General features: G+C 61.9%; 20 protein-coding genes. 11 read left to right on the forward strand and 9 right to left on the reverse strand.

The window, feature by feature from the left end:
* The first annotated feature begins 122 nt into the window (after positions 1–122).
* Positions 123–1,292, forward strand: a complete 1,170-nt coding sequence (locus ACZYOF_RS00505) for a mandelate racemase/muconate lactonizing enzyme family protein (RefSeq protein WP_282528955.1) — start codon at positions 123–125, stop codon at positions 1,290–1,292.
* A gap of 1,030 nt (positions 1,293–2,322) precedes the next feature.
* On the opposite strand, the gene ACZYOF_RS00510 is transcribed toward ACZYOF_RS00505, so the two are convergent.
* On the reverse strand, positions 2,323–3,675 hold the full coding sequence (locus ACZYOF_RS00510; protein WP_463714422.1) for a malonyl-CoA decarboxylase: 1,353 nt from the start codon (positions 3,673–3,675) through the stop codon (positions 2,323–2,325).
* 106 nt (positions 3,676–3,781) lie between these two features.
* Positions 3,782–4,582: an AraC family transcriptional regulator gene (locus ACZYOF_RS00515; RefSeq protein ID WP_463714423.1), complete on the reverse strand. Its 801-nt coding sequence runs from the start codon at positions 4,580–4,582 to the stop codon at positions 3,782–3,784.
* Positions 4,583–4,692: 110 nt separating this feature from the next.
* Here ACZYOF_RS00515 and ACZYOF_RS00520 point away from each other — a divergent pair, with 110 nt between their 5' ends.
* The 6 genes from ACZYOF_RS00520 to ACZYOF_RS00545 all read left to right on the forward strand — a co-directional run bounded on the left by ACZYOF_RS00520 (position 4,693) and on the right by ACZYOF_RS00545 (position 11,987).
* Positions 4,693–5,871: an MFS transporter gene (locus ACZYOF_RS00520; RefSeq protein WP_463714424.1), complete on the forward strand. Its 1,179-nt coding sequence runs from the start codon at positions 4,693–4,695 to the stop codon at positions 5,869–5,871.
* Positions 5,872–6,070: 199 nt separating this feature from the next.
* Positions 6,071–7,639 (forward strand): SUMF1/EgtB/PvdO family nonheme iron enzyme, encoded by a 1,569-nt coding sequence (locus ACZYOF_RS00525; protein ID WP_394568660.1) that lies wholly within the window; start codon positions 6,071–6,073, stop codon positions 7,637–7,639.
* A 24-nt stretch (positions 7,640–7,663) separates the two neighbouring features.
* On the forward strand, positions 7,664–8,089 hold the full coding sequence (locus tag ACZYOF_RS00530; RefSeq protein ID WP_130580369.1) for a DUF4399 domain-containing protein: 426 nt from the start codon (positions 7,664–7,666) through the stop codon (positions 8,087–8,089).
* Between the two features lie 98 nt (positions 8,090–8,187).
* The gene (locus ACZYOF_RS00535) at positions 8,188–8,934 is read left to right on the forward strand and encodes a transporter substrate-binding domain-containing protein (protein WP_463714455.1); all 747 of its coding nucleotides are present in this window, start codon (positions 8,188–8,190) and stop codon (positions 8,932–8,934) included.
* Positions 8,935–9,373: 439 nt separating this feature from the next.
* On the forward strand, positions 9,374–10,192 hold the full coding sequence (locus tag ACZYOF_RS00540; RefSeq protein WP_463714425.1) for a formate/nitrite transporter family protein: 819 nt from the start codon (positions 9,374–9,376) through the stop codon (positions 10,190–10,192).
* Positions 10,193–10,247: 55 nt separating this feature from the next.
* Positions 10,248–11,987 carry a protein kinase domain-containing protein gene (locus tag ACZYOF_RS00545; protein WP_463714426.1) on the forward strand — a complete coding sequence of 580 codons (1,740 nt, stop codon included), beginning with the start codon at positions 10,248–10,250 and terminating at the stop codon, positions 11,985–11,987.
* Positions 11,988–12,196: 209 nt separating this feature from the next.
* On the opposite strand, the gene ACZYOF_RS00550 is transcribed toward ACZYOF_RS00545, so the two are convergent.
* The 4 genes from ACZYOF_RS00550 to ACZYOF_RS00565 form a co-directional block, all read right to left on the reverse strand.
* Complete coding sequence (locus ACZYOF_RS00550; RefSeq protein WP_463714427.1) at positions 12,197–12,949, reverse strand: sulfatase-like hydrolase/transferase; 753 nt, start codon at positions 12,947–12,949, stop codon at positions 12,197–12,199.
* Entirely contained in the window at positions 12,859–14,019 is a 1,161-nt protein-coding gene (locus tag ACZYOF_RS00555) for a sulfatase-like hydrolase/transferase (RefSeq protein ID WP_463714428.1), read from the reverse strand. Before ACZYOF_RS00555 ends, ACZYOF_RS00550 begins: the two co-directional genes overlap by 91 nt.
* A 729-nt stretch (positions 14,020–14,748) precedes the next feature.
* A complete protein-coding gene (locus ACZYOF_RS00560) occupies positions 14,749–15,546 on the reverse strand; it encodes a substrate-binding domain-containing protein (RefSeq protein ID WP_394568661.1) in 798 nt (265 codons plus the stop codon).
* Positions 15,547–15,757: 211 nt separating this feature from the next.
* Positions 15,758–16,978 (reverse strand): polyhydroxyalkanoate depolymerase, encoded by a 1,221-nt coding sequence (locus ACZYOF_RS00565; protein ID WP_130580371.1) that lies wholly within the window; start codon positions 16,976–16,978, stop codon positions 15,758–15,760.
* A gap of 201 nt (positions 16,979–17,179) precedes the next feature.
* On the opposite strand from ACZYOF_RS00565, the gene ACZYOF_RS00570 reads away from it, so the two are divergent.
* Positions 17,180–17,833, forward strand: coding sequence for a glutathione S-transferase (locus tag ACZYOF_RS00570; protein WP_463714429.1), 654 nt, complete (start codon positions 17,180–17,182; stop codon positions 17,831–17,833).
* 326 nt (positions 17,834–18,159) lie between these two features.
* Positions 18,160–18,594 carry a cupin domain-containing protein gene (locus ACZYOF_RS00575; protein ID WP_463714430.1) on the forward strand — a complete coding sequence of 145 codons (435 nt, stop codon included), beginning with the start codon at positions 18,160–18,162 and terminating at the stop codon, positions 18,592–18,594.
* A gap of 323 nt (positions 18,595–18,917) precedes the next feature.
* On the opposite strand, the gene ACZYOF_RS00580 is transcribed toward ACZYOF_RS00575, so the two are convergent.
* The gene (locus ACZYOF_RS00580) at positions 18,918–19,142 is read right to left on the reverse strand and encodes a hypothetical protein (protein ID WP_130580365.1); all 225 of its coding nucleotides are present in this window, start codon (positions 19,140–19,142) and stop codon (positions 18,918–18,920) included.
* A gap of 177 nt (positions 19,143–19,319) precedes the next feature.
* Between ACZYOF_RS00580 and ACZYOF_RS00585 the strand changes: the two genes are divergently transcribed.
* Positions 19,320–19,682, forward strand: coding sequence for a hypothetical protein (locus ACZYOF_RS00585; RefSeq protein ID WP_463714456.1), 363 nt, complete (start codon positions 19,320–19,322; stop codon positions 19,680–19,682).
* Positions 19,683–19,699: 17 nt separating this feature from the next.
* Here the strand turns inward: ACZYOF_RS00585 and ACZYOF_RS00590 are convergent, their stop codons facing one another.
* The gene (locus ACZYOF_RS00590; RefSeq protein WP_463714431.1) at positions 19,700–20,803 is read right to left on the reverse strand and encodes a mandelate racemase/muconate lactonizing enzyme family protein; all 1,104 of its coding nucleotides are present in this window, start codon (positions 20,801–20,803) and stop codon (positions 19,700–19,702) included.
* Positions 20,804–20,873: 70 nt separating this feature from the next.
* A complete protein-coding gene (locus ACZYOF_RS00595; RefSeq protein ID WP_463714432.1) occupies positions 20,874–22,106 on the reverse strand; it encodes an ABC transporter substrate-binding protein in 1,233 nt (410 codons plus the stop codon).
* A gap of 239 nt (positions 22,107–22,345) precedes the next feature.
* On the opposite strand from ACZYOF_RS00595, the gene ACZYOF_RS00600 reads away from it, so the two are divergent.
* The gene (locus ACZYOF_RS00600; RefSeq protein ID WP_463714433.1) at positions 22,346–23,185 is read left to right on the forward strand and encodes an AraC family transcriptional regulator; all 840 of its coding nucleotides are present in this window, start codon (positions 22,346–22,348) and stop codon (positions 23,183–23,185) included.
* Positions 23,186–23,317: the final 132 nt, after the last annotated feature.

The raw sequence follows: 23,317 nt of genomic DNA on the forward strand, positions 1-23,317 counted from the left end.
AGTATTTCACTTCGTCATGCCCGGGCTTGTCCCGGGCATCCACGCCCTTCCTTCATCGCGAGCAAAGAACGTGGATGGCCGGGACAAGCCCGGCCATGACGAGAAACCCAAAGGCCAATCCCATGTCCGTCCGTATCATCGACGTTCGCGAGGTAACAAAACCGATCGCCTCGCCGATCCGCAACGCCTATATCGATTTCAGCAAGATGACGACGAGCCTGGTTGCCGTCGTCACCGACGTGGTACGCGACGGCAAGCGCGTGGTCGGCTACGGCTTCAACTCCAACGGCCGCTACGGGCAGGGCGGTCTGATCCGCGAGCGCTTCGCGCCGCGGCTGCTCGAGGCCGATCCGAAGGCGCTGCTTGATGCGAGCGGCGACAATCTCGATCCGGACAAGGTCTGGTCGACCATGATGTCGAACGAGAAGCCCGGCGGCCACGGCGAGCGCTCGGTCGCCGTCGGCACCATCGACATGGCGGTGTGGGACGCGGTTGCGAAGATCGCGAACAAGCCGCTGTTCCGCCTGCTCGCCGAGCGGCATGGCGTCAAGGCCAATCCGCGCGTGTTCGTCTATGCCGCCGGCGGCTATTACTATCCCGGCAAGGATCTCTCCGCGCTGCGCGCGGAGATGCGCGGCTATCTCGATCGCGGCTACAATGTCGTGAAAATGAAGATCGGCGGCGCGTCTGTAACCGAAGACAGCGAGCGGATCGAGGCGGTGCTGAAGGAGATCGGCAAGGACGCGCAGCTCGCGGTCGACGCCAACGGCCGCTTCGATCTGGAGACCGCGATCGCCTATGCAAAAATGCTGCGGGACTATCCGCTGTTCTGGTACGAGGAAGCCGGCGATCCCCTCGACTTCGCGCTGCAGGCCGCGCTCGCAGAATACTATCCGGCGCCGATGGCGACCGGCGAGAACCTGTTCAGCCATCAGGATGCGCGCAATCTCGTTCGTTATGGCGGCATGCGGCCGGACCGCGACTGGCTGCAGTTCGATTGCGCGCTGTCCTACGGCCTCTGCGAATATCAGCGCACGCTGCAAGTGCTGAAGACCCACGGCTGGTCGCCAAGCCGCTGCATCCCGCATGGCGGCCACCAGATGTCGCTGAACATCGCCGCCGGCCTCGGCCTCGGTGGCAATGAGAGCTATCCCGATCTGTTCCAGCCCTATGGCGGCTTCCCCGACGGTATCAGCGTCGAGAATGGCCACATCACCATGCCCGATCTTCCGGGCATCGGCTTCGAAGGCAAGAGCGATCTCTACAAGGAGATGAAAGCGCTGGCCGAGTGAGCCACACTCGCGCCAAAACCTCCGCCGTCATTCCGGGACGTCCGAAGGACGAACCCGGAATCGATCGGGCCGCAGGCGCAGGCGGAGGAATGGATTCCGGGCTCGCGCTCCGCGCGCCCCGGAATGACAGCCCGTCATTGCGAGCGGAGCGAAGCAATCCATGCTTCCGCTTGCGGCGCTATGGATTGCTTCGCTGCGCTCGCAATGACGATGTGGGTGCGTCAGGTGCGACAAATCAACCCGACGGGCAAATCAGCAGAAACGTGTCCACCCCTCGCGCGAAAAATAAACCGCTTAACCCGTCGGGCAAATCAGTGATTTAACTCCGCGCGTCTCACCCGAGAGAGGGGCGGATCGCGATCGTCACGAACGTTGCGGTGAGATGCGGTGGACGTGAAGCGTGTGACTGACGAGCACGCGCATCACGGACGGCGAAGTCGTGTGGTCCTGGCGCCCCGACGCTGGCGCTAAGTTTCCAGTGATCGAGCATCGCTGGAGGCGACGGTGGCAAGAAAGCCCGGTCACCGGGGAGAGCACGAAATAAGCCGTAAAACCATCGCGCAGGGAAAGCCGGAATGCTTCGGTTGAACCTGTGGTCCTACCCCCGTGCTTTTTGTTGCACGGGACCCATGGGTGCAACCGGCACCCGGCTTTCCCTGCGCCCTCTGTTCGATGAGAGGGTGGAAAGTGACGCAAAGCTCGGGCATCTCGTGCCGCGAGAACGCGAACTCACATCCTCTCCGCTGTTTGACATTTGAATCAGGACCTGACCCCGTCATTGCGAGCGCAGCGAAGCAATCCATGTCTCGGCAAGTGGAGCAATGGATTGCTTCGCTGCGCTCGCAATGACGGGGAGAGAACAAGCCAAGCGCGCAACTGCCGTAGGGTGGGCAAAGCGCATACTTGCACCGTTGTTCAAACAAACACAGGCGTAAGCGTGCCCACCATCACGAGCGGAGTGCTGGAAGGTGGGCACGGCGCGAAGAGCGTCTTTGCCCACCCTACGGGGCGGACGCTCACGCCGCGCCCGTCACGACAGCCGCATCTCGAGCAGCCGACGGCCTTCGCCCTTGAGCAGTTTCTTCACGGCGCTGGAGGCGATTACCTCGCCGTTGTTGGCGTAGGCTTCGTGGTTCTTCTCGATGTCGTCGAGGCGATAGAGATAGTTGACCATGATGCCGGCAGATTCGCGCAGGCCCTTGGGCGCGAGGTCGCCGAGCCAGTTGATGCGCTCCAGCCGCGCGCCGTTGCCGAGGTGGAACCGCGCCACGGAATCGATCAGCCGTCCCTTCGGCGTCCGCGCCTTCAGGAAATAATAGGCGGCGAGCGGCTCCAGCACGGTGCGGAGCTGCGCGGCCAGCTCGGCATTCTCGAACCAGTCGGGCTTGCCGAGGCCTTCGAGCAGCACCCGGTCCTCGTCGGAGAGCGGCGCGTCGGTCGCCTGCCTCAGCCATTGCATGAAGCCCGGCACCGGCGACAGCGTCACGAAGGTGTCGAGCTTCGGCAATTCGCGGCGCAACTCCTCGACCACTTGCTTGATCAGGAAACTGCCGAAGGAGATCCCGCCGAGCCCGCGCTGGGTGTTCGAGATCGAATAGAACACGGCGGTGCGGGCGCGCTCGATCGCTACCGGCTCGCGCTGCTCGGCAAGCAGAGGTGCGATCGCGCCGGGGATCGTCTCGGTCAGCGCGACCTCGACGAAGATCAGCGGTTCGTCGTTCAACGCGGGATGGAAGAACGCGTAGCAACGGCGGTCGATGGGATCGATGCGGCGGCGCAGGTCGTTCCAGTCGCGGATCTCATGCACCGCTTCGTAGCGAATGATCTTCTCCAGAATATTGGCCGGCGTCGACCAGTCTATCCTGCGCAGCACGAGAAATCCCCTGTTGAACCAAGAAGAGAGCAGATGGGTGACGTCGCGATCGAGCGACTCGAGGTCCTTGTTGCCTTTCATCAGGTTGAGCAGATCCGCACGCATCGCCACCAGTTCGCTGGTGCCGCCCGGCGCGCGGTTGAGCCGGCGGATCAGTTCCTGCCGGCGCGGCTCGGAGGCGAAATGCAACTCGCTGGCTTCGCCGTCGTCGGAACCCTTGCGCCAGGCCTCGATCGCCTGCATCAGCTTGGCGCGGTCAGGGCCGAAATCCCGGGACAACGTCTGGAAGAACGCCAGCCGCTCCGCAGCGTCGAGATGGTGATAGCGGTCGAGTACCTCGCGCGCCATGGCGGTGCCGGAGGCTTCGCCGCGGCCCGACAACAGCGCTTCGCACAATTCAAGAAGCTCGGAAGCGTCCTGCTTCGCGTCCAACGAATTGCCTCGCCGGAGCAGCGTGCGGCCGCGCTCGGAAATCGTTGCAAGCAGGTCGGAGAAAAAGGCACTGGCCATGGGAGGGATCGAATCCGGTTACACCGAACCTTACATAGGATTTAGGTTCCTGCCGACTATAATCAAGAACACCATTTTGTCATGACTTGCCAATGAAGTCTCGCGTTCATTCCTTGCCCGCAAATTCTGTCGGCGTCTTGCCGGTCACCTGACGGAAGGCGTGAGAGAACGCTGGAACGCTGGCATAACCAAGGTCGGAGGCGATCTGCTTGATCGACACATTAGATTCTGTCGACAATCGTTCGATTGCGGCTGCGATGCGGGCGCGCTGGTACCAGCTCTTGAAACTGAGCCGCGTTTCAGACGAGAACAGACGCGACAAGGTTCGCGCCGACGTGCCGACCTCGCGCGCCAGCGTCTCGATTTCATATTGGGCGGTGGGATTGGCGAGGACGATGTTGGCGGCGCGCCGGCAGCGCGGTTCCTGCGGCAGCGGAATGAAGGTCGCGGAATCCTCGGCCTGGTCCAGCTCCAGCATGAGCAGTTGCAGCAGAAGCGCCGTCCGCTTGTGGTCATCCTGCCTGTCGAACAGCGCCAGGATGGTCTGATGCAAGAGCGGCGATATCCGCACCACGAATTCGGAGCCGAGGCTGTTGCCGCGCGCGTTGCGCTTCAGCCACGGCAATTCGAAATACAGCGTGCGCATCTGGATGTCGGCGAGCACGTCGATCGAATGCTCCAGCAGGGCTGGCACCCACACCGCGCGATCCGGCGGCACCAGCCAGCGGCCCTTGGGCGTCGTCACCTGCATGGTGCCCTCGGCGGCGTAGACCAGTTGCGATTCGCGGTGCATGTGGGTGTCGAGCCGCACGCCCCGCTGGTAGTGGCGTGCGACCAGATGCACGCCGTCGCCGGTGGCGCGCTGGCCCCGCAAGATCGCGGCAATTGGCGTTTCGGCGACAGTCATTGGCGACATCCCGTCAGGACAACTCCCTATAACCTAGTTCGGAAAGCAAGAGGATTCCCCAAGGGAACATCTCAAGAGGACTTCTAAAGGGATCGAAACAGGATCAACGCATGAACAGCCCCGGCCGGGTGATCACCTACGTCAACGCCGCCCATTTCATTGACCATTATTCGATGCTGATCTTCGCCGCCGCCGTCATCGTGATGGGGCCGGCGCTTGGCATGGCCTATTCGGAATTGCTGCCTTACGCCACCCCGGGCTTCATCGCCTTCGGCGCCGGCTCGCTGCTCACCGGCTGGCTCGGCGACCGCTGGAGCCGCCGTCATATGATGGTGATCTTCTTCATCGGCATCGGCCTGTCCATGATCTCGGTCGGCTTCGTGCAGACACCTCTGCAGCTTGGCGCGGCGCTGTTCGCGATCGGCGTGTTCGCCTCGATCTACCATCCGGTCGGCACCGCCATGATCGTGTCCTATGCCGACAAGCTCGGTCGCGAGATGGGGCTGAACGGGGTCTGGGGCAATCTCGGCGTCGCCTCCTCGGCGCTGGCCACCGGCGTGATCGGCCAGTATCTCGGCTGGCGCTTTGCCTTCATCATTCCCGGCGTCCTCACCGTGCTGCTCGGCATCGCCTTCGCGCTCAGCGTGGTGCATGAGGATCGCAAGGGCACCAAGCAGGCCGCAGCCCAGGCGCGCGTCGCGAAGAAGGACATGTGGCGGGTGATCCTGGCGCTCCTGATCGTGGTGATCGCGATCTCGACCACCTTCAACGCGGTGACGGTGGCGCTGCCGAAACTGTTCGCCGAACGGCTCGCCGACCTGACCAGGAGCCCGGCGCTGCTCGGCGTGATCGCAGCCAGCGTCTATGTGTTCGGCGCGATGACGCAGTATACGATCGGCAAATTGCTCGACCACCATTCGCTCAAGACGGTGGCGCTGCCACTGTCCTTCATGCTGGCGCCGTTCCTCTATCTGGCAGCGACGCTGTCGGACCTGCCGCTGATCCTGGTGTCGATCGGCATCGTGATGGGCGCCTTCGGCCAGGTTACGGTCAACGACGCCATGGTCGGCAAGTACACCAGCGAGGAATGGCGCTCGCGCGCCTATGCGGTGCGTTATTTCGTCGGCTTCACCGCGGCCGGCGCCTCGGTCGGGCTGGTCGCCTGGCTCTATGAGCAGGGCGGGTTCGTCACCATGCTGCGTGCGTTCGCCGCGCTCTGTCTATTGGCGATTGCGGCGGCCATTATCCTGCCCCGCGAGATCAGGACGCCGGCACCGCAGGTGAATTGAGGCTGGGGATATTTGGTCGCGGACACGCAAGGTTGATCGCTGTGTGAACTGCATCACTTCATGCGTCGCACAATATCTGGCAAACTTGTTCCGGGTGAGGAGTGTGATAGGCTCTTTATGGGTAGACCTTTAGGTTTCGGGGGCTGAGGCTAATTGCGCCTCAACGCTGTATTTGCGGTTTTTGGAGCCCAACCGATCCATGGGTGAGATTCGCGACTTCAAGTCGGGTAGGCACGAGCGGCCGCCGGGTGATCCGACGCCGCGGCGCCTTGCCGCGATCGTCGCAGGCGACATCGCCGGCTACAGCCGCCTGATGCAGCTCGATGAGGAGGGCACGCACAACCGCGTCAAGCGGATCGAGCGCGACCTGATCGAGCCGACCATCGTGGAGCATCACGGCAAGCTGGTGAAGACGACCGGCGACGGCTTCATTGCGATGTTCGACAGTCCGGTCGAAGCCGTCAGGTGCAGCATCGTGATCCAGCAGAACCTGGTCGGCCGCAACGCGGCGGTACCGAGGGACTACTGGATTGAGTACCGGATCGGCGTCAATCTCGGCGACGTCATCATCGAGCCCGACGATATCTATGGCGACGGCGTCAACGTTGCGTCGCGCCTTGAAGGGATCGCCGAGCCGGGGCAGGTCTTCATCTCCGGTGGCATCTACGAGCAGATCAAGCACAAGCTGGTGTGCGGCTACGAGTCGCTCGGCGACCGCAAGGTCAAGAACATCACCGATCCGGTGCGGGTCTATCGCGTGCTGCCGGATGCGGCGGCCTTCCAGCGGACGCGCCGGCGGCGCGAGAACATCTTGATCTTCCTGCTCAGCATCACGCTCGCGATCATCGCCGGCGGCATCCTCTGGTCCTTGCTGATACCGCGGAGCGAAAAGCTGGCGCTGCGGACGCCGGCGCCAGCGGCATCGCCGGCGCCCGCGGCATCGCCGAAGGCGACTGAGCCGGCACCCGCGACGAAACAGGCGGCAGCTCCCGCTGCCAGTCCCACGGCGCAACCGCAGCCGCCGCAACCGCAGCCTTCCGCGAGCCCGGCCGTCACCGCGGTCACGCCCCCGACGCCTCCCACGCCTTCCGTGCGGGAGCCCGAGATGGTCGCGCTTCAGGGCGGCAGCTTCTCGATGGGCAGCAATGACGATGCGTCGGAGCGGCCGATCCGAAGGGTGACGATCAAGCCATTCGCCATCGCCAAATATCCGGTCACGGTCCGCGAATGGAACGCGTGCGCTGCCGCCAAGGTGTGCGGCTTCACGGCGACCGGAAAGGACGAGGCGCCGGTCACCAACGTGAGCTGGAGCGATGCCAAGCAATACGTTGCCTGGCTCGCGGACGTCACGAAGAAGGCCTATCGGCTTCCGAGCGAAGCCGAATGGGAGTTTGCTGCCCGCGGCGGAACGCAGACCAGATATTGGTGGGGCGAGCAGATGCAGCCGGGTGTGGCCAGTTGCAAGGATTGCGGCGACAGCGCAGCCGCCGAGCAACCGACCAAGGTCGGTAACTTCAAGCCCAACCCGTTCGGGCTGCACGACATGGGTGGCGGGGTCGACCAGTGGGTGGAGGATTGCTGGCACAAGAACTATCAGGGGGCCCCGGCCGACGGTTCACCCTGGCTTGGCGGAGACTGCACGTCCCATGTGCTCCGCTCCGGCTCCTGGAAGAATGACACGCGTTATGTACGACCGGCCAACCGCGATAATTACGACACCAATGTTCGATATCCGACCCATGGGTTCCGGGTCGCGCTGTCGCCTTAAAGTATTTGGATCGGTGAGGGGGCAATGAGAATTGCACGTACACTTCTGATTTCGGCTGTCCTGTCGTCGCTTGCGAACGTTGTGCACGCGCAGGACAAGCCTGCACCGAAGGATGCGGTCCTGTATTTTGTCTGGCCGCAGAATGGCGCTACGATCAAGGGCGCATTCTGGGCCCGCTTCGGCCTGCGCAACATGGGCGTGACCCATGCCGGCGATGACTATGCGAACGCCGGTCATCACCATCTGCTGATCGACGTGAACGAGCCGCTCAATCCGAACGAGCCGATCCCATCGGACAAGTCCCACCTGCATTTCGGCGCCGGTCAGACCGAGGCTCGTATCGAGCTGCCGCCCGGCAAACATACTTTGCAGCTCGTACTCGGCGACGCCAAGCACTATCCCTTCAAGCCGCCGGTCGTCTCCGAGAAGATCACGATCCGCGTCAGATGAATTTGTAGCGACAGACTCGGCGCACAGATCTGGCGTGGAGGAAGCCAATGCCCAGCCAGTTGCCGCTTATCACAGGCCTTGTAGTCGCGGTCGCCATGATGGCCGCCCCGGCCAGTGCCGACGCGCTGAAAGACGAGATCGCGCCGACCGGCAAGCTCCGCGTCGCGATTGCGATCAGCCCGGCGGGCGGTGCGTTCTGGTGCACCAAGACCGAAACCGGCTATGCCGGGGTGCCGGTCGATCTCGGTAAGGCAATGGCCGCGCAGCTCGGCGTGCCCATCGAATATGTCGTGCACCAGAATTCCGGACAGATCACCGATGCGGCATCGAAGGGCACCTGGGACGTCACCTTCCTGCCCAAGGATCCCGAGCGCGAAACCAGGATGACGTTCGGCCCGATCTATGAAGTCGCGGATGCAACCTACATCGTCAGGCCGGGCTCGACGGTCACGAATTTCGCAAGCCTCGACCAGCCGGGCGTCAAGGTCGCTGCCGTCAACAACACCACAACCATGCGCGGCGCAATTGCGGACCTGAAGAACGCCAAGGTGACGGGCTATCAGACCTATGACGAGATCTTCAGTCTCCTGAAGAGCGGCGAGGTCGACGCGTTCGCACTCTCACGCGACCAGCTCAATGCGATGGCGAAGAAAATTCCGGGCACGCGGGTGCTGGACGAGACCTTCAAGCAGACGGTGACTGCGGTTGCGGTCCCGCTAAATCATCCGCTGTCCGCGGCCTTCGCGACCAAGTTCATGACGGAAGCGACTGCCGACGGCACGCTGCGCAAGGCCTATGACAACAACGGGCTCAAGGACACGCCGATCCGGACGCAGACCAAATAAGCATCCAGTCCTCTCAGCGTGCGTGCCATATGGGCAATTTGCCCAAATTGGCGGCATGGCGTTCGCCAAGCCGGCGCAGCGACAACGGCCAAAGTCCCTGTAATTCCAGGCACCAATCGGCGAAGACCGCTGTTGGCACATCGATTGCTTTTGAATGCGCCAGTCAATGACGACTGCCGTCCTTCGGATTGCCTTGGCCAGCGTTGGCTGAAGGCGCAGGGATCAAAGCGACCTTATTCGGCGCCGCGAGCAGTCATTAAAGACGCCACTATCACATCCCTGTTCCAACCGGGCTCCGCCAACCGCAGCGTCGCAGCAGGAATTGTCTCATTCCTGTCGCGCCGTAGTCCGGCGCGCGTCCAGGACGGCCACTCATCCTTCATATCAGCGCTGCGGCCGAGCCGTGGTGCCCTTGGTTTTGCGAATAAGGGGAACTGGAATGGCCTATCTCGTGCCTTCGGAATTTGTCACCAAGATGGTGGACGCGGGTGAGTCGAAAATCTTCATGTCGACCCGCGACACGGTGATCCGCGCCTACATGGCAGGCGCGATCCTGGCGCTCGCCGCGGCCTTTGCGGTGAGCGTCAACGTATCGACCGGTGTGCCGATCGTCGGCGCGGCGCTGTTTCCGGTCGGTTTCTGCATGCTCTATCTGTTCGGCTTCGATCTTCTGACCGGCGTATTCGTGCTGTCGCCGCTTGCATGGATCGACAGGCGGCCGGGCGTGACGCTCAGCGGCGTGCTGCGCAACTGGGGCCTGGTGTTCATCGGCAATTTTGCCGGCGCCTTTACCGTAGCCGTGATGATGGCGATCGTCTCGACCTTCGGCTTCTCTTCGCCGCCCGACAAGGTCGGCCAGATCATCGGCACCATCGGCGAAAGCCGCACGGTCGGCTACGCGGCGCACGGCGCGGCGGGCATGCTGACGCTGTTCGTCCGCGGCATGCTCTGCAACTGGATGGTCTCGGCCGGCGTGGTCGGCGCAATGATCTCGACCACCGTCAGTGGGAAAGTGATCGCGATGTGGATGCCGATCATGCTGTTCTTCTTCATGACCTTCGAGCATTCGGTCGTGAACATGTTCCTGTTCCCTTCGGGGCTGCTGCTCGGCGGCAAGTTCACGATCATGGACTATCTGATCTGGAACGAAATTCCGACCGTGCTCGGCAACCTCGTTGGCGGTCTCGCCTTCACCGGGCCGACGCTCTACGCCACCCACGTGAAGACCGCGCCGAGGCGCGAGCGCCTCGCGGCTTGATCTTATGGGCTGACGGTCTCTCCTCTCAGAGGGACCCGTCTGCTTCTAACACGCTATGCCGCGCGAACTCAAAATATCGGTCGGGCAGTGTTCCGATAAGGGCCGCAAGGAAACCAATCAGGATTTTCATGGCGTCCTGATTCCGAGTGAGCCGCTGCTCGGCCTGAAGGGCATCGCGATCGTGCTCGCGGATGGGATCAGCTCAAGCAGCGTCAGCCGCATCGCGAGCGAGTCGGCTGTCAAGGGGTTCTTGACCGACTATTACTGCACGTCGGAATCCTGGTCCGTGAAGACCTCGGCGCAGCGCGTGCTGGAAGCCACCAATTCGTGGCTGCATGCGCAGACCCGGCGCAGCCAAAACCCTTACGAAAAGGACAAGGGCTATGTCTGCACGCTGAGCGCCATGGTAATCAAGTCGACCACCGCGCACATCTTCCATGTCGGCGACTGCCGGATCTATCGTCTCGCCGGCAACAGCCTCGAGCAACTGACCACCGACCACCGCGTGGTCCTGTCCTCGGTGCAGAGTTATCTCGGCCGCGCCTTGGGCGTTAATCCGCAGGTCGAGATCGACTACCAGTCCTTCAGGGTCGAGCGGGGCGACATGTTCCTGTTGGCGACCGACGGCATCTATGAGCATACCGCACCGCGCCAGTTGGCAAAGCTGATCGTCGACGGCGCCGATGACCTCGACAAGGCGGCCAAGTCCATCGTCGAGCAGGCCTATGAGCGCGGTAGCCAGGACAATCTCACCGTCCAGATCGTCCGGATCGACGAACTGCCTGAGAGCAGCGCCAGCGAGGCGTTCGGCCAACCGAGCGAGTTGCCGTTGCCGCCGCTGTTGGAAGCCAGGATGGCGTTCGACGGTTACACCATCGTGCGCGAACTGCATGGCAGCAGCCGCAGCCACATCTATCTCGCCGTCGATAATGACACCGGCACCACGGTGACACTCAAGATTCCGTCGATCGATCTGCGCGACGACCCCGCCTATCTGAAGCGGTTCATGATGGAGGAATGGGTCGCCAAGCGCATCGACAGCCCGCATGTGCTGAAGCTTTGGACGCCACCGCGCAAGCGCAACTACCTCTACGTCGTGACCGAATTCATCGATGGGCAGACGCTTCGGCAATGGATGATCGACAATCCGAAGCCGGCGCTGGAGACGGTTCGCGGCATCGTCGAGCAGATCGCCAAGGGCATCCGCGCCTTTCACCGCAGGGAGATGCTGCACCAGGACATCAGGCCCGACAACATCATGATCGACAAGACCGGCACGGTGAAGATCATCGATTTCGGCTCGACCAAGATCGCCGGCGTGGTCGAGGCGGCGCCCTCGGACGACCGCAACGACATTCTCGGCACCCAGCAATACACCGCCCCGGAATATTTCCTGGGCGAACCCGGCACGCCGCGCTCGGATTTGTTCTCGCTCGGGGTCGTCACCTACCACATGCTGACCGGAAGACTGCCCTATGGCGCCCGGGTCGCCCGCGCGAGGACGCGATCGGACTTCAGCAAGCTCGTCTACGGCCCGGCCACGCACATCTGTCCGCAGATCCCGATCTGGGTCGACCGAACGGTGGAGCGGGCCGTGCATCCCAATCCATACAAGCGATATGACAGCCTGTCGGAGTTCTTGTTCGACCTCCGCAATCCCAACGCAAAATATCTCACGACGTCATCGACGCCGCTGATCGAGCGCAATCCGCTGTTGTTCTGGAAATGCACGACGCTCGTGCTGGCGCTTGCCCTGGTTCTCTTGCTGGCCTACGGCGCACATCGTTTTCACTAACGCGCGCACTCTTAACTCGGTCAGGTCCGCTTCCGACGAGCGCGACGTAATTGCTGCACGATAGCGAAATGGCGCGATGGCCAAAAGCGAACATCGAAACGTCCACATTAAGGCGGGCGGCGAGCCGTCCGTTGAAGCCGGCTCGCCACCCGCAACTGGCACTGCGCCAGCCACTGGCGCAGCGGCACGCAAGTTAGTCTCGTCAACTATTACCCGCCGCCGGCCTTGATCCGCGGTGGGTTTTTCATGTCCAGCAACGGTACGGGGTTGTCAGGACGTTGGAGATCGGGTCGCCAATCGTTCGAGGCTCCACCCGGAACCCGCTTGATGCTTGGAAAGTCAACGATGGACTTGTTGAACTCCATCACGACAGGGACGATTACCGCCATGAGCCAACCATTATCCTGTCCGGCGTACTTGCCCGGCGACTGTGTGGGCATGCGTGCCGACACCGCACCGTTGAAGATCATGTCGTATTTCTCGAACGGGTCCATGGTGAGGTTGTAAACCGCGCCAATCGCGCCCAGGTTCTGCTCGGAACCGAGCCAGGTGTCCTTGGCCGTCCATAGATACTTCCACGCGATGCTGAGATCGGGATTGACCGGATCACCACCGACATCCGCGCGCACTCCCATGAAGCTTTCGCCGTCGATGTAAACCCACGACCTTCGTGCTGAGTGCTTCGAACGACCGAGGACGTACTCGCTGTTGTCGATGCTATCAAAGTAGATTGGCTTGCCATTGTTGTCGGTCCAAGCGCCGTGCGGCGGTGGCGTCAGGCCGACCATCTTGGCGAGCGTCGCCCAGCAGTCGATGTGCGACATCATTTCATGGTACTGCGCACCCGCCGGGATGTTTGCGGGCCACCACATCAATCCAGGTACGCGCCAACCGCCTTCAAATGCTGTACCCTTTTCGCCACGGAAAGGCGTCGTGCCAGCGTCAGATAAGCATCCTGCCACGCACCGTTATCCGCCGTCACGATCACGATCGTGTTCGGCGCTTCCGCGCGGATGGTGTCCATGATCCGGCCGATGTCGTCATCGAGCTCGAGCAACGAATCCGAGTAGTCGCCCAACCGGGACTTCCCAGCGAACTTTGCTGCGGCATTGGTCGGGTTGTGCATCTTCATGAAATTGACGTCCATGAAGAACGGCTTGGCGTCCTTGGCGTGTTTCTTGATGTAATCGATTGCGTAATCGGCTTGCCGGACGTCGAAGCTGGCGAGGTAATCGTAGGTAATGTACTCCCCTCGCTTCGCCGGTTGCCCCGCAACTCCCTCCCATTCGTACATGTTCACGACTTCAAAATAGGCTTTTGCGATCTCCGGGTTGTACGAGGGAAACCACGGATGGAACCATTTGGACGTGTCGGCATAAGTGTAGACGCCCGGATAATACGCCGCGAACGCCTTCATCTCGTCGTAGCCGTGCTGGATCGGGTAGGACTCGGGCTTGTCGCCGAGATGCCACTTGCCAGAAAAGTACGTCAAGTAGCCGTTCTTTTGAAAGAACTCGGCGATGGTCGGCGTTTCCTTTTTCCGCGCATTCTCGTCGCCCGGAGCGACCACGATGGAGGGCGCCGAACGGATCGGGATGCGCCCGGTTTGGAACGAGGACCGGCCTGCCGTGCAGCTTGCTTGACCGTACCAGCTCGTGAACGTCGCACCTTCCTTGGCGATCCGGTCGATGTTTGGCGTTGGATGGCCGAGACCAGCGCCGCCTCCCGAATAGGCACCGAAATCGTTCCAGCCAGTATCGTCCGTCATCAGCATGACGACGTTCGGTCGCTTCTGTTGCTGTGCGATCGCCTGCGGGCTTGCCACCATCACGGCAACGAACAGTGTGAGCACGCCAACCGCGATACTTCTTCCAGCGCACATGATCCGTTTCCTCCGAATTTGACGGTCGACGATTTGCAATAGAAAGCGCCCTCGGACCGCCGCCGCGAACCCATCACAGCACTTCCGGTGAGCCTGTTTGTCAGGCTCACCGGAAATCGCGCGTCGAGTGTTGTTCAGTTTCTTTTTCAAGCCGCACGGTAAGGCGCAGCGCTACTTCGGTCGAAAAGCGCTTAAGAGCGCAGAATCGCGGCGCTTACTTTTAGGGCCTGTAGGTACCGGGGTCGTCGCCGCCAACCAACCCGCCCCGGTTGTTCGGGCCGCCGCGGTAGTTGTTCCAACCCGGGGTATTCCAACCGGGGTTGTTCCAACCGTAGTTGCTCCCACCATAGTTCATAGCGGGCTGCATCCGGGCGTAACTACCGTGATGCGTCCTCTTAGGATGCTTCGTGGCTGCAAGTGCGAACGTACTTGAGAGCGCGAACGCAGAAGCTAGTGCTATCGTCGCAAGTTTCATGGCCGTTCTCCCTTGGTTTAGCAAATTCAATGCTCCACCCTACGACCGCGAACGCAGCGAGCGCATCCGCCTTCCAAGAGGAAAATGGCATGCCTGCCTATGCACTTCCGGCAGATCGCGGTCTCGTGATGATCGAGGTCGCGGCTATACAAATTCGGCCGTTCGCATGACCGTCAAGCTGAGAAGCAGTCGCTCACTGTCACTGCCTGCGATTCCGAGTTGGTTCATTTTCGACCGGGTCTCGGGCCTTGCCTCGCATCTGATGTCCGCTTCGCCCCAAAACCAACCTGTCGCCGGGCCTGCGCCATGAGCATTGAGTTTGGCCCGACGTTTGTGATTCAAACTCCTCGCACTCGTTCAGCCTGCATCGACCAGGCTAAGGCTGCGCGTTAATGAGTCCACGCCTAGTGCGTGGTGCTGCTGGAGGGGATCGGGTCCAGTCCGCTCTTGATCAGTTCAGCGCGGGCGTCGGGCGATGCGAGGAATTGGATCAGCGCCCGTCCGGCGTCGGGTTCCTTGGAGGTGCTGGCGATCCCGGCGGAAAACACCGTGATCTTCTGCAGCTCATCCGGCAGCGGCCCGACGATATCGATGCCGGCGACCGGTTTCAGCTCGCTGATCTGCTGGAGGCCGATCTCGGCTTCGCCCTTGGCCACGATCTCGCCGACCGGCGTGGCCGGAATCTTCCTTGCTTTATCCTTCATCGCCTCGGCAATGCCCAGCTTCTGGAACATTTCGGTCGACACATAGACGCCGCTTGCGCTGTCGGAATAGGCGATCGACTTTGCCGCGAGCAGCGCGCGCTTCACGGCATCCGCCGAGCTGATGTCCGGCTTTGGCGCGCCTGATTTCACCGCGATCCCGATCGGCGATTTGACGAGTTCGACGCGGCTGTCGGCTATCACCTTGCCTTGCGCGGCGAGGTCATTGAGGGCGTAGCCGACCATGATGAGTACGTCAGCGGGCTCGCCGCGCGCGAGCCGCACCGGAATTGCGTTGACGGTGGTTCCCATCGACGGTCCATAGGCGGTCGACACCTTGTGGCCGGTCCTGCGCTCGAATTCGGGCACCAGGGCCTTGTAGGCGGCGGTCAGCCCGCCCGAGATCATCACGCGGATTTCGGCGGCGGAGGCAGAGGCGGTGAGGAAGAGTACGCCGATGAAGGCAAGGGCGAAGCTGCGGAAAGTCGCGGAGGGCCGCATGGTTGTTTCTCCCGGGACGATTCTCTGGGGGGTCGTCGTGCCCGGTAGACTATTGCGTGCGGAGTTGAGTGGCTAGGGTCTCCAGCCGTCATTGCGAGGAGCATAGCGACGAAGCAATCCATGCCTCCGCGCGTGGAGAAATGGATTGCTTCGCGGAGCCTGTCATCGGGCGCGCGTTCGCGCGACCCGTTGGCTCGCAATGACGAACAGCTCACGAATTCACGTGCACGAAGTCGCGCAACAGCGGATAGATCTCGTTGTTCCAGCGCTTGCCGCTGAACACGCCGTAATGGCCGACGCCGGCCTGCATGTGATGCACCTTGCGATAGCCGCGCACGCCGGTGCAGAGGTCTTGTGCCGCCAGCGTCTGCCCGATCGAGCAGATGTCGTCGCGCTCGCCTTCGACCGTCATCAGGCCCATGCGCCTGATCGCAGCGGGATTCACCGGCCGCCCCCGGTGCATCAGTTTGCCCTGGGGCAGCAGATGCTCCTGGAACACGTCGCGCACGGTCTCGATGTAGAATTCGGCCGGCAGATCCATCACCGCGAAATATTCATCGTAGAAAGTCTTGATGACGTTTGCCTTCTCCTTCTCGCCCTTGGCGAGATGATTGGCGAGGTCCATGTGCTGCTTGATGTGGCGCTCGAGGTTCATGGACACGAAGGCGGTGAGCTGCACGAAGCCCGGATAGACCTTTCGGAACGCGCCCCGGCACTGGATCGGGACATAGTTGATGAGGTTGTCCTCGAACCACTTTATCGGCTTGCTCTTCGCAAATTCGTTGACCTTGGTCGGTTGGATGCGCGTGTCGATCGGCCCGGCCATCAAGGTCAGCGATGCGGGACGCGCGGGGTGATTGTCCTCCGACATGATCGCCGCTGCCGCCAGTGCCGATACCGAGGGCTGGCAGATCGCGACCATGTGCGCGCGCGGGCCGAGCTTGTCGAGGAAGGTGATGAGATGGTCGGTGTAATCCTCGAGCCCGAAACGGCCTTGGTCGAGCGGAATGTCGCGCGGATTGTGCCAGTCGGTGATGTAGACGTCGTGATCCTGCAGCAGCGTCGTGACCGTGCTGCGCAATAGCGTCGCGAAGTGACCGGACATCGGCGCCACCAGCAACAGGCGCGGGTGCTCGGGCCCATCGACCTTCTTGAAGTGCAGGAGCGATCCGAACGGCGTGGCGTAGCTGACTTCCTCCCGCACCTCCAATTCCCGATTGCCCACCTTCACGCTGCCGATGCCGTAGTCGGGGCGGGTGTAGGTCAGGGTCGAGCGCGAGATCAGTTCGAGTGCGGCCGCAAGCCGGCCAAACAACCGGTCCGAGACCCCCTGCGGTACCAGATTAATATATCTAAGTGCCGCCGCCGCCCCCGTGCGCCATGGTGCCGTCAGGTCCATGTGATTCTGGTAGGCTTGGTACATCATTGACATTGACATCATACGCGACCGCCCTTGCCCGGTGTTGCTATGCAATATCGAAGCCAAAGCGGAGTCGAACCGCCCTCGAAATTGGCACGTAGCTTGCTGCTTGGGATACTCGGCGCTCAGGCAATGAGCAGGGGCGATATCCGCAAGGATAGGCTGGAGGCTTTGAGTCCGTGCGGTCGACGTTGAGGCGTGAGGGAAGGCTCTATGGCAACGACACTGACCATCAGCAGCAAGAACTATTCGTCATGGTCGCTGCGCGGCTGGTTGCTGGCGAAGTTCGCGGGGCTGGAATTCGAGGAGGTGATCACCGCTCCAGATGACGCGTCGGCGCGCGCGGAACTCCTGCTGCTATCGTCGTCGATCCTGGTGCCCTGCCTGCGCCACGAGGGCGCTACCGTCTGGGACACGCTGGCGATCGGCGAGTATCTCAACGAGATCATGCCGCATGCGGGTCTGTTGCCGGAAGACCGCATAAAGCGAGCACATTGCCGCTCGATCTGCGGTGAAGTCCACTCCGGATTCACGACGCTGCGGGCCTCGCTACCGGTCAATCTGAAAGGCCATTTTCCCGGCTTCAAGATTTGGTCGCGCGCGCAGGCCGATATCGACCGGGTCTGCACCATCTGGCGCGAATGCCTCGCAGCGTCCGGTGGGCCATTCCTGTTCGGTGAGCGCCGCACCATGGCGGACGCGATGTATGCGCCGGTCGTCACCCGCTTCATCACCTACGACGTCAAGCTCGAGCCGACGCTTGCGGCCTATGCCGAGACCATCATGTCGATGCCGGAGGTGCGGGAGTGGGTCGAGGCGGCCAAGGCCGAGCCCGCCGATGTCGAGGAGCTGGAGGTCGAATATTAGGCAGTACTGCCTGCCGGCTGCGCGTTCAGCGGGCTCAGGTAGGGTGCAGGTACTGCCTAAAGCTCGTGCCACGGAAGCCGCGCGCGCGTAGCGGCAGGGGAGCGGTGGTTGCGCCGCAGAAAATCACTCGACTCAAATTCAGGCTTGGTTCCAAACGCTTCGTCCGCCTGGCCAGCGATATCTGCAGAAATCGCCGCACCGCAGCGCGACTGGCGCGGATTTCGCATGGCACCAATCAAGCTGTGAACGCGACGATGCGACGCTGCCGAAAATTTGGACGCCTTGCGTAGCCGCGCTCTCGCGATCGAGAACGTTGGAGGCTTCAAATGAACCAGCATGCCGTTGTCAGCAAGTTCTCTCATGTCAAACCAGGCGATACCGTATTCAAAGGCGGGGGCCTGCGCGATTTCTTCCTCTACCGCGATCTCGGCATAGCCGATGCCACCGGCGGCCAGGTGATCTGCCATCTGGTCAAGGCCAATCCCGACTGCCCGCCCGAGGATGGCACCGGCTGGCATCGCCATGATTGCGATTTTCAGATCGTGATCATGATGAAGGGCTGGGCGCGCTTCATGTACGAAGACAAGCCGACGCTGGTGCAGGCCGGCGATGTCGTGCATCAGCGGCCGGGTATCGTGCACTACCTCTTCGATTACTCACCGGACATGGAATATCTGGAGATCGTGAGCCCGGCGGACTTCAAGTCCGTCGATATGCCGCCGGCCACCGAGAAGGTGCCGTCGGTGACGCCTTGGAAGTGACCGATCATGTCGTCTCCGGAGGAATTAACTTTTGTGGTTGGCCGTTGGCTGCGGCCGCTGATTGTTCTCCTGCATGTGGTGCGCCGGCTCGGACTGGCACCGACATCTAGCCGTGAACAACAGCGTACGGCGCTTCATCACTGATTCGGACGCGCTTCGTTCCACCGGCGTTCCGAACCTTAAGGCGGTGAACTCTCCCGTTGCATTTTGGGACAGAGCGGGTGCGAGAGGGATGAGCCTTCGTCCCTCTCGCAAGCTTTGCTTCGGTGTGAGCGCCGCGTCTCTCGCGGAGCAGAAGCCGATAACAACTCTTCTGTGGTCTCCTAAGCTGCGCCTGTTTGCTTTACGCGAGGAAAGCGCCAGGCAATCACGGTCGCCTCGACCGTTCCGCCGGATTGGTCATTGAGCCAATGACCGTCGATAAAGCGACAGGCGAACGGCAACTGATATGTGCCGCTCTGATCTTCGCAAAGCACTTCGACGATCTCGTTCGGCGGAGGTTCGCCGTTGCCATCGAATTGCGCCAGTCGCTTTTCGCGCGTTGCCATCTGATTATTCTCCACTTTCGATGCGTGGAAACGTTTGAGTTCCCAAAAGCCCCCCGCACCCCGCAATGAGTGGAGGACAACGCCGGAATGCGGTTACAGTGTGGTATCTCTGACGATGTCGCCGCGCTTTGCGCACATTGCCGTGAGCGCGTGGAGGATTTAATGAACGTTAAGATGATGATCGCCGTGTTCGTGATGCTTGTATCCAGCACACTGGCATTCACCAAAGTTAAAGCTCAGGATGTTCCGGGCATCGAGATCTGTACCGTCGAGAAGACCTGGGAGCGGCGCACGAGCTGCCTGCAGAGCAACGTCGACTTCCTGCAGAAGACGATCACGAAGCTTGTGACCGATCATCAGCAGAAGCTCGATGCCGCCAATCGCCAGATTGAAAGCCTCAAGAGTGCATCCGCGACCTTGCAGAAGCGCGTGGATGATCTGCTGGCCGCGCAGAAGAAGATGGACGAGGACTTGAAGAAGAAAGCCGATATGCCGCCGGCAAAGGACGCTGCGCCGGCGGCGAAAGAGACGGCGAAATAATTCGCGCGGTCGGTTGGTCACGACACGCGGTACTGCTCCATCACGTCTCTGTCGGGCTCATAGCCGAGGCCGGGCCCTTGCGGCACTTCGACACTCCCGCTTGCATCGACATCGGCGCGGCCGCGCCAGAGGCAGGCGGGCCGTTTCATGTAGAAGACTTCGATGAAGCCGTCGTCCCGTATCGACATCAGGTGCAGCGTCGCCAGGAAGCCCGGTCCGAAATAGGGCGAGTGCGGAACGATCTTGACGCCGAGTTCGTCGGCGAGCGCCGCAACTCTCAGGAACTCGGTGATGCCGCCGACCTTGGTCACCGAGGGTTGCGCATGGCTGACGGCGTCCGCCGTCATCATCTGGCGAAATTGGTGCACGGTGCAGGCATTCTCGCCCGCCGCGATGTCGAGGCCGCCCTTGGCGCGCACGTCGGCGAGCGTGGCAAAATCCTCCGGGGGCCAGACCGGCTCCTCGAGGAACATCGGACTTGCCGCCTGGCAGGCCTGAGCGAAAGCAATCGCGCTCGGGCCATCCAGCGGGCAGTTCATGTCGACCATCAGCGGGACGTCGCTGCCGATCGCGTTGCGTGCCGCGAACACCGCCGGCGTCGTGGTCTCGTGCAGCTTGATCGCGCCATAGCCGCGACGGAGCGCGGCCTCGCATTCGCTCGCGATATGTTCCGGCGTGCCGATCCGCATCAGGCTCGCATAGGCCGGGATCTTTGCGCGTCTGGCCTCGCCGATCAGCCGATGCAGCGGCACGCCCTTGATCTTGCCGGCAAGGTCCCACAGCGCGATGTCGAGCCCCGAGATCGCGAACATCGTGATGCCGTAGCGGCCGAACAGATGCAGGTTGCGCTGGATCTGCTCCATGACGGCGGGAATGCCGGAGGCATCAGGCACGTCGAGGCCACGCGCCTGCGGCACGATCATTTCCTCGATCGCGGTGCAGGTCGTGCGCGGACAGACATAAGCGAAGGCATCGCCCCAACCGGTGAGGCCGCTATCGGTCGAGACTTCGACCAGCACCATGTCGAGCGCCGCGATCGCCGACGCGCCCTGCCGGAAGCTCGCGGGGCCGGCGTCATAGGGGATGCGGATGTGGTGTGCGCGGACATCAGTGATTTTCATGGTGTTTCTCCAAGGCGGAATGGCGTATCCCGCACGAGCGGGATACGCCGATTTGAAGCGACGGCTACTTTTAAGAGTTCTTCTCGCCGCTCATGACGGGGCCGAACCGTTCCCAGCTCTCGCCTTTGAAGCGCGTCATCTGGAGCTGCTCGATCGGCGCAAAGTCGTTCGGGCCGGTCTTGATGCGCGTGCCCGGCAGGTAGATGCCGATCTGGAAATCGAGATTGGCCGCCTGCTTCATGACATTCTCGCGGGTGAGGTTGTCGCCGCATTGGCGCAGCACCTGCTCGAGCCCCTTGGCGACGCCATAGCCGAACACGGTCGCGGCATCGTCGAGATCGCCTTCAGGATACCATTTGCCCATGAATGCCCGCCACTCGTTCATGGCGGGATCGTTCTTCCATTCGGCGTCCTTGGGATCCTTCAGATAGTTGGTGGAAAGCACGCCTTGGCTGGCCTCATAGCCGGCCGGCTTCATGACGCCGCCGATCGAGACGGAGACGTTGGTCAGGAACTGCACCGGGTGCCAATCCAGCTCGGCGATCTTCTTGATCGCCTGCGCCGCGAATTTCGGCGTCGCGATGTTGACGAAGATGTCGGGATTGGCGCCCTTGATCTGCACCACCTGGGAATCCACCGTGGGCGAACTGGTCTCGTAGGAGGCCTCCACGATGATCAGCTTGCCAGCCTGATCGCCGAGGCCCTCGCGCAGGCCGATCACATAGTCCTTTCCGAAATCGTCGTTCTGGTAGAGCACGCCGATCGTCTTGCCCGGATAGTTCTGCAGGATGTACTTGCCGTAGATCCGCGCTTCGACCTGATAGCTGGGCTGCCAGCCCATGGTCCACGGAAAATTCTTCGGATCGTTCCACTTGGCGGCGCCGGTGGAGACGAAAAGCTGCGGCACCTTCTTCGAGTTCATGTATTTCTGGATCGCGGTATTGCCCGGCGTGCCCAGCGGGTTGAAGATCAGCAGCACCTCGTCGTTCTCGACGAGCTTGCGTGCCTGTTCGACCGTCTTCGGCGGGCTATAGGCGTCGTCATAGCTGATGAAGTTGATCTTGCGGCCGTTGATGCCGCCTTCCGCGTTGAGCTTGTTGAAATAGGCCGCTTCGGTCTTGCCGATGGTGGCATAAGCCGAAGCCGGGCCGGAGTAGGGCATGATGTTGCCGATCTTGATTTCGGTGTCGGTGGCACCGGGGTCGTATTTCTTTTGTGCGCTGGCGGTTCCCGCGAGCGCGACAGCCAGAAGTGTCGCAAGCAGCGTGGATTGGGCATAGTTCAAGAGCCGGTAATGCATCATTGTCCTCCCTGACAGTTCGCCGCGGCTCTTGCAGTCTTGATTATGGGCAGCTTTGGGTGAGCCGTCGGATCGATGCGTCAGCGAGTATGCACGATTGGCCTCACCTTGCCAGCGACGGGTGGGTTGCAATTTCCGTGGGACGGAACGACGCTCTGGTCGCCGCCGGACAGCAAGGACTGTCAAACGGTGCTCGGCGCGATCGCGCATGATGGACGCGCTTTGAGGGGAGGCCGACAGCCATGAATCCAGCCCAGAAGGCGCTCTGGTACACCGAGAGCCATCTTGGTCAGCCGCTGACGCTCGACGAGATCGCCGGCATCGCCGGTGTCTCGCGCTTCCACCTGGTGCGCGCGTTTGCGGCGGCGACAGGGTTTTCGGTGATGCGATACGTGCGCGCCCGCCGTCTCAGCGAGGCGGCTCGCGCGCTCGCGAGCGGCGCGCCGGATATTCTCAGCCTGGCGCTGGATGCGGACTACGGCTCTCACGAAGCGTTCACCCGCGCGTTCCGCGACCATTTCGGCGTCACGCCCGAAACGGTTCGCGCCACGACGTGCCTCAGCAAGCTTAAACTACAGGAGCCGATCATGATGGATTCAACCGCGCTCGATCATCTCAGCCCGCCGCGTATTGCGACCGGAAAGGCGTTCCTCGTCGCCGGCGTCGGCGAACGCTACAATCACGGGAATTGCGATGGCGCCGGCATTCCGAACCAGTGGCAACGCTTTCACCAGACGGTCGGCAACATTCCCGGCCGCATCGGCAACGTCGCCTATGGCGTCTGCTGCAACGGCGATGACGCCGGCAATTTCGATTATATCGCCGGCGTCGAGGTCGCCGACTTCTCCGATCTGCCGCGCGAGTTCAGCCGGGTGCGAATCCCCGAGCAGAAATATGCGGTCTTCACCCACAGCGAGCACATCTCCACGATCCGGCGGACCGTGAACACGATCTGGAATCACTGGCTGCCGCAATCCGGCATGAAGGCGGCCGATGCGCCGAACTTCGAGCGCTATGACGAGACGTTCGATCCTATGACCGGCAATGGCGGCCTTGAGATCTGGGTGCCTGTCAAGGAGTGATGGACCTGTAGGATGGGTCGAGCGCAGCGAAACCCATCAATGCGGCGGGTGAGATGGGGCGAGAGGATGGGTTTCGCTTGCGCTCTACCCATCCTACGGCAGCTCGCAAAGCTGCCCTGCTTCGCGCTTGCT

The organism is Bradyrhizobium sp. LeoA1Lang (assembly GCF_055413685.1).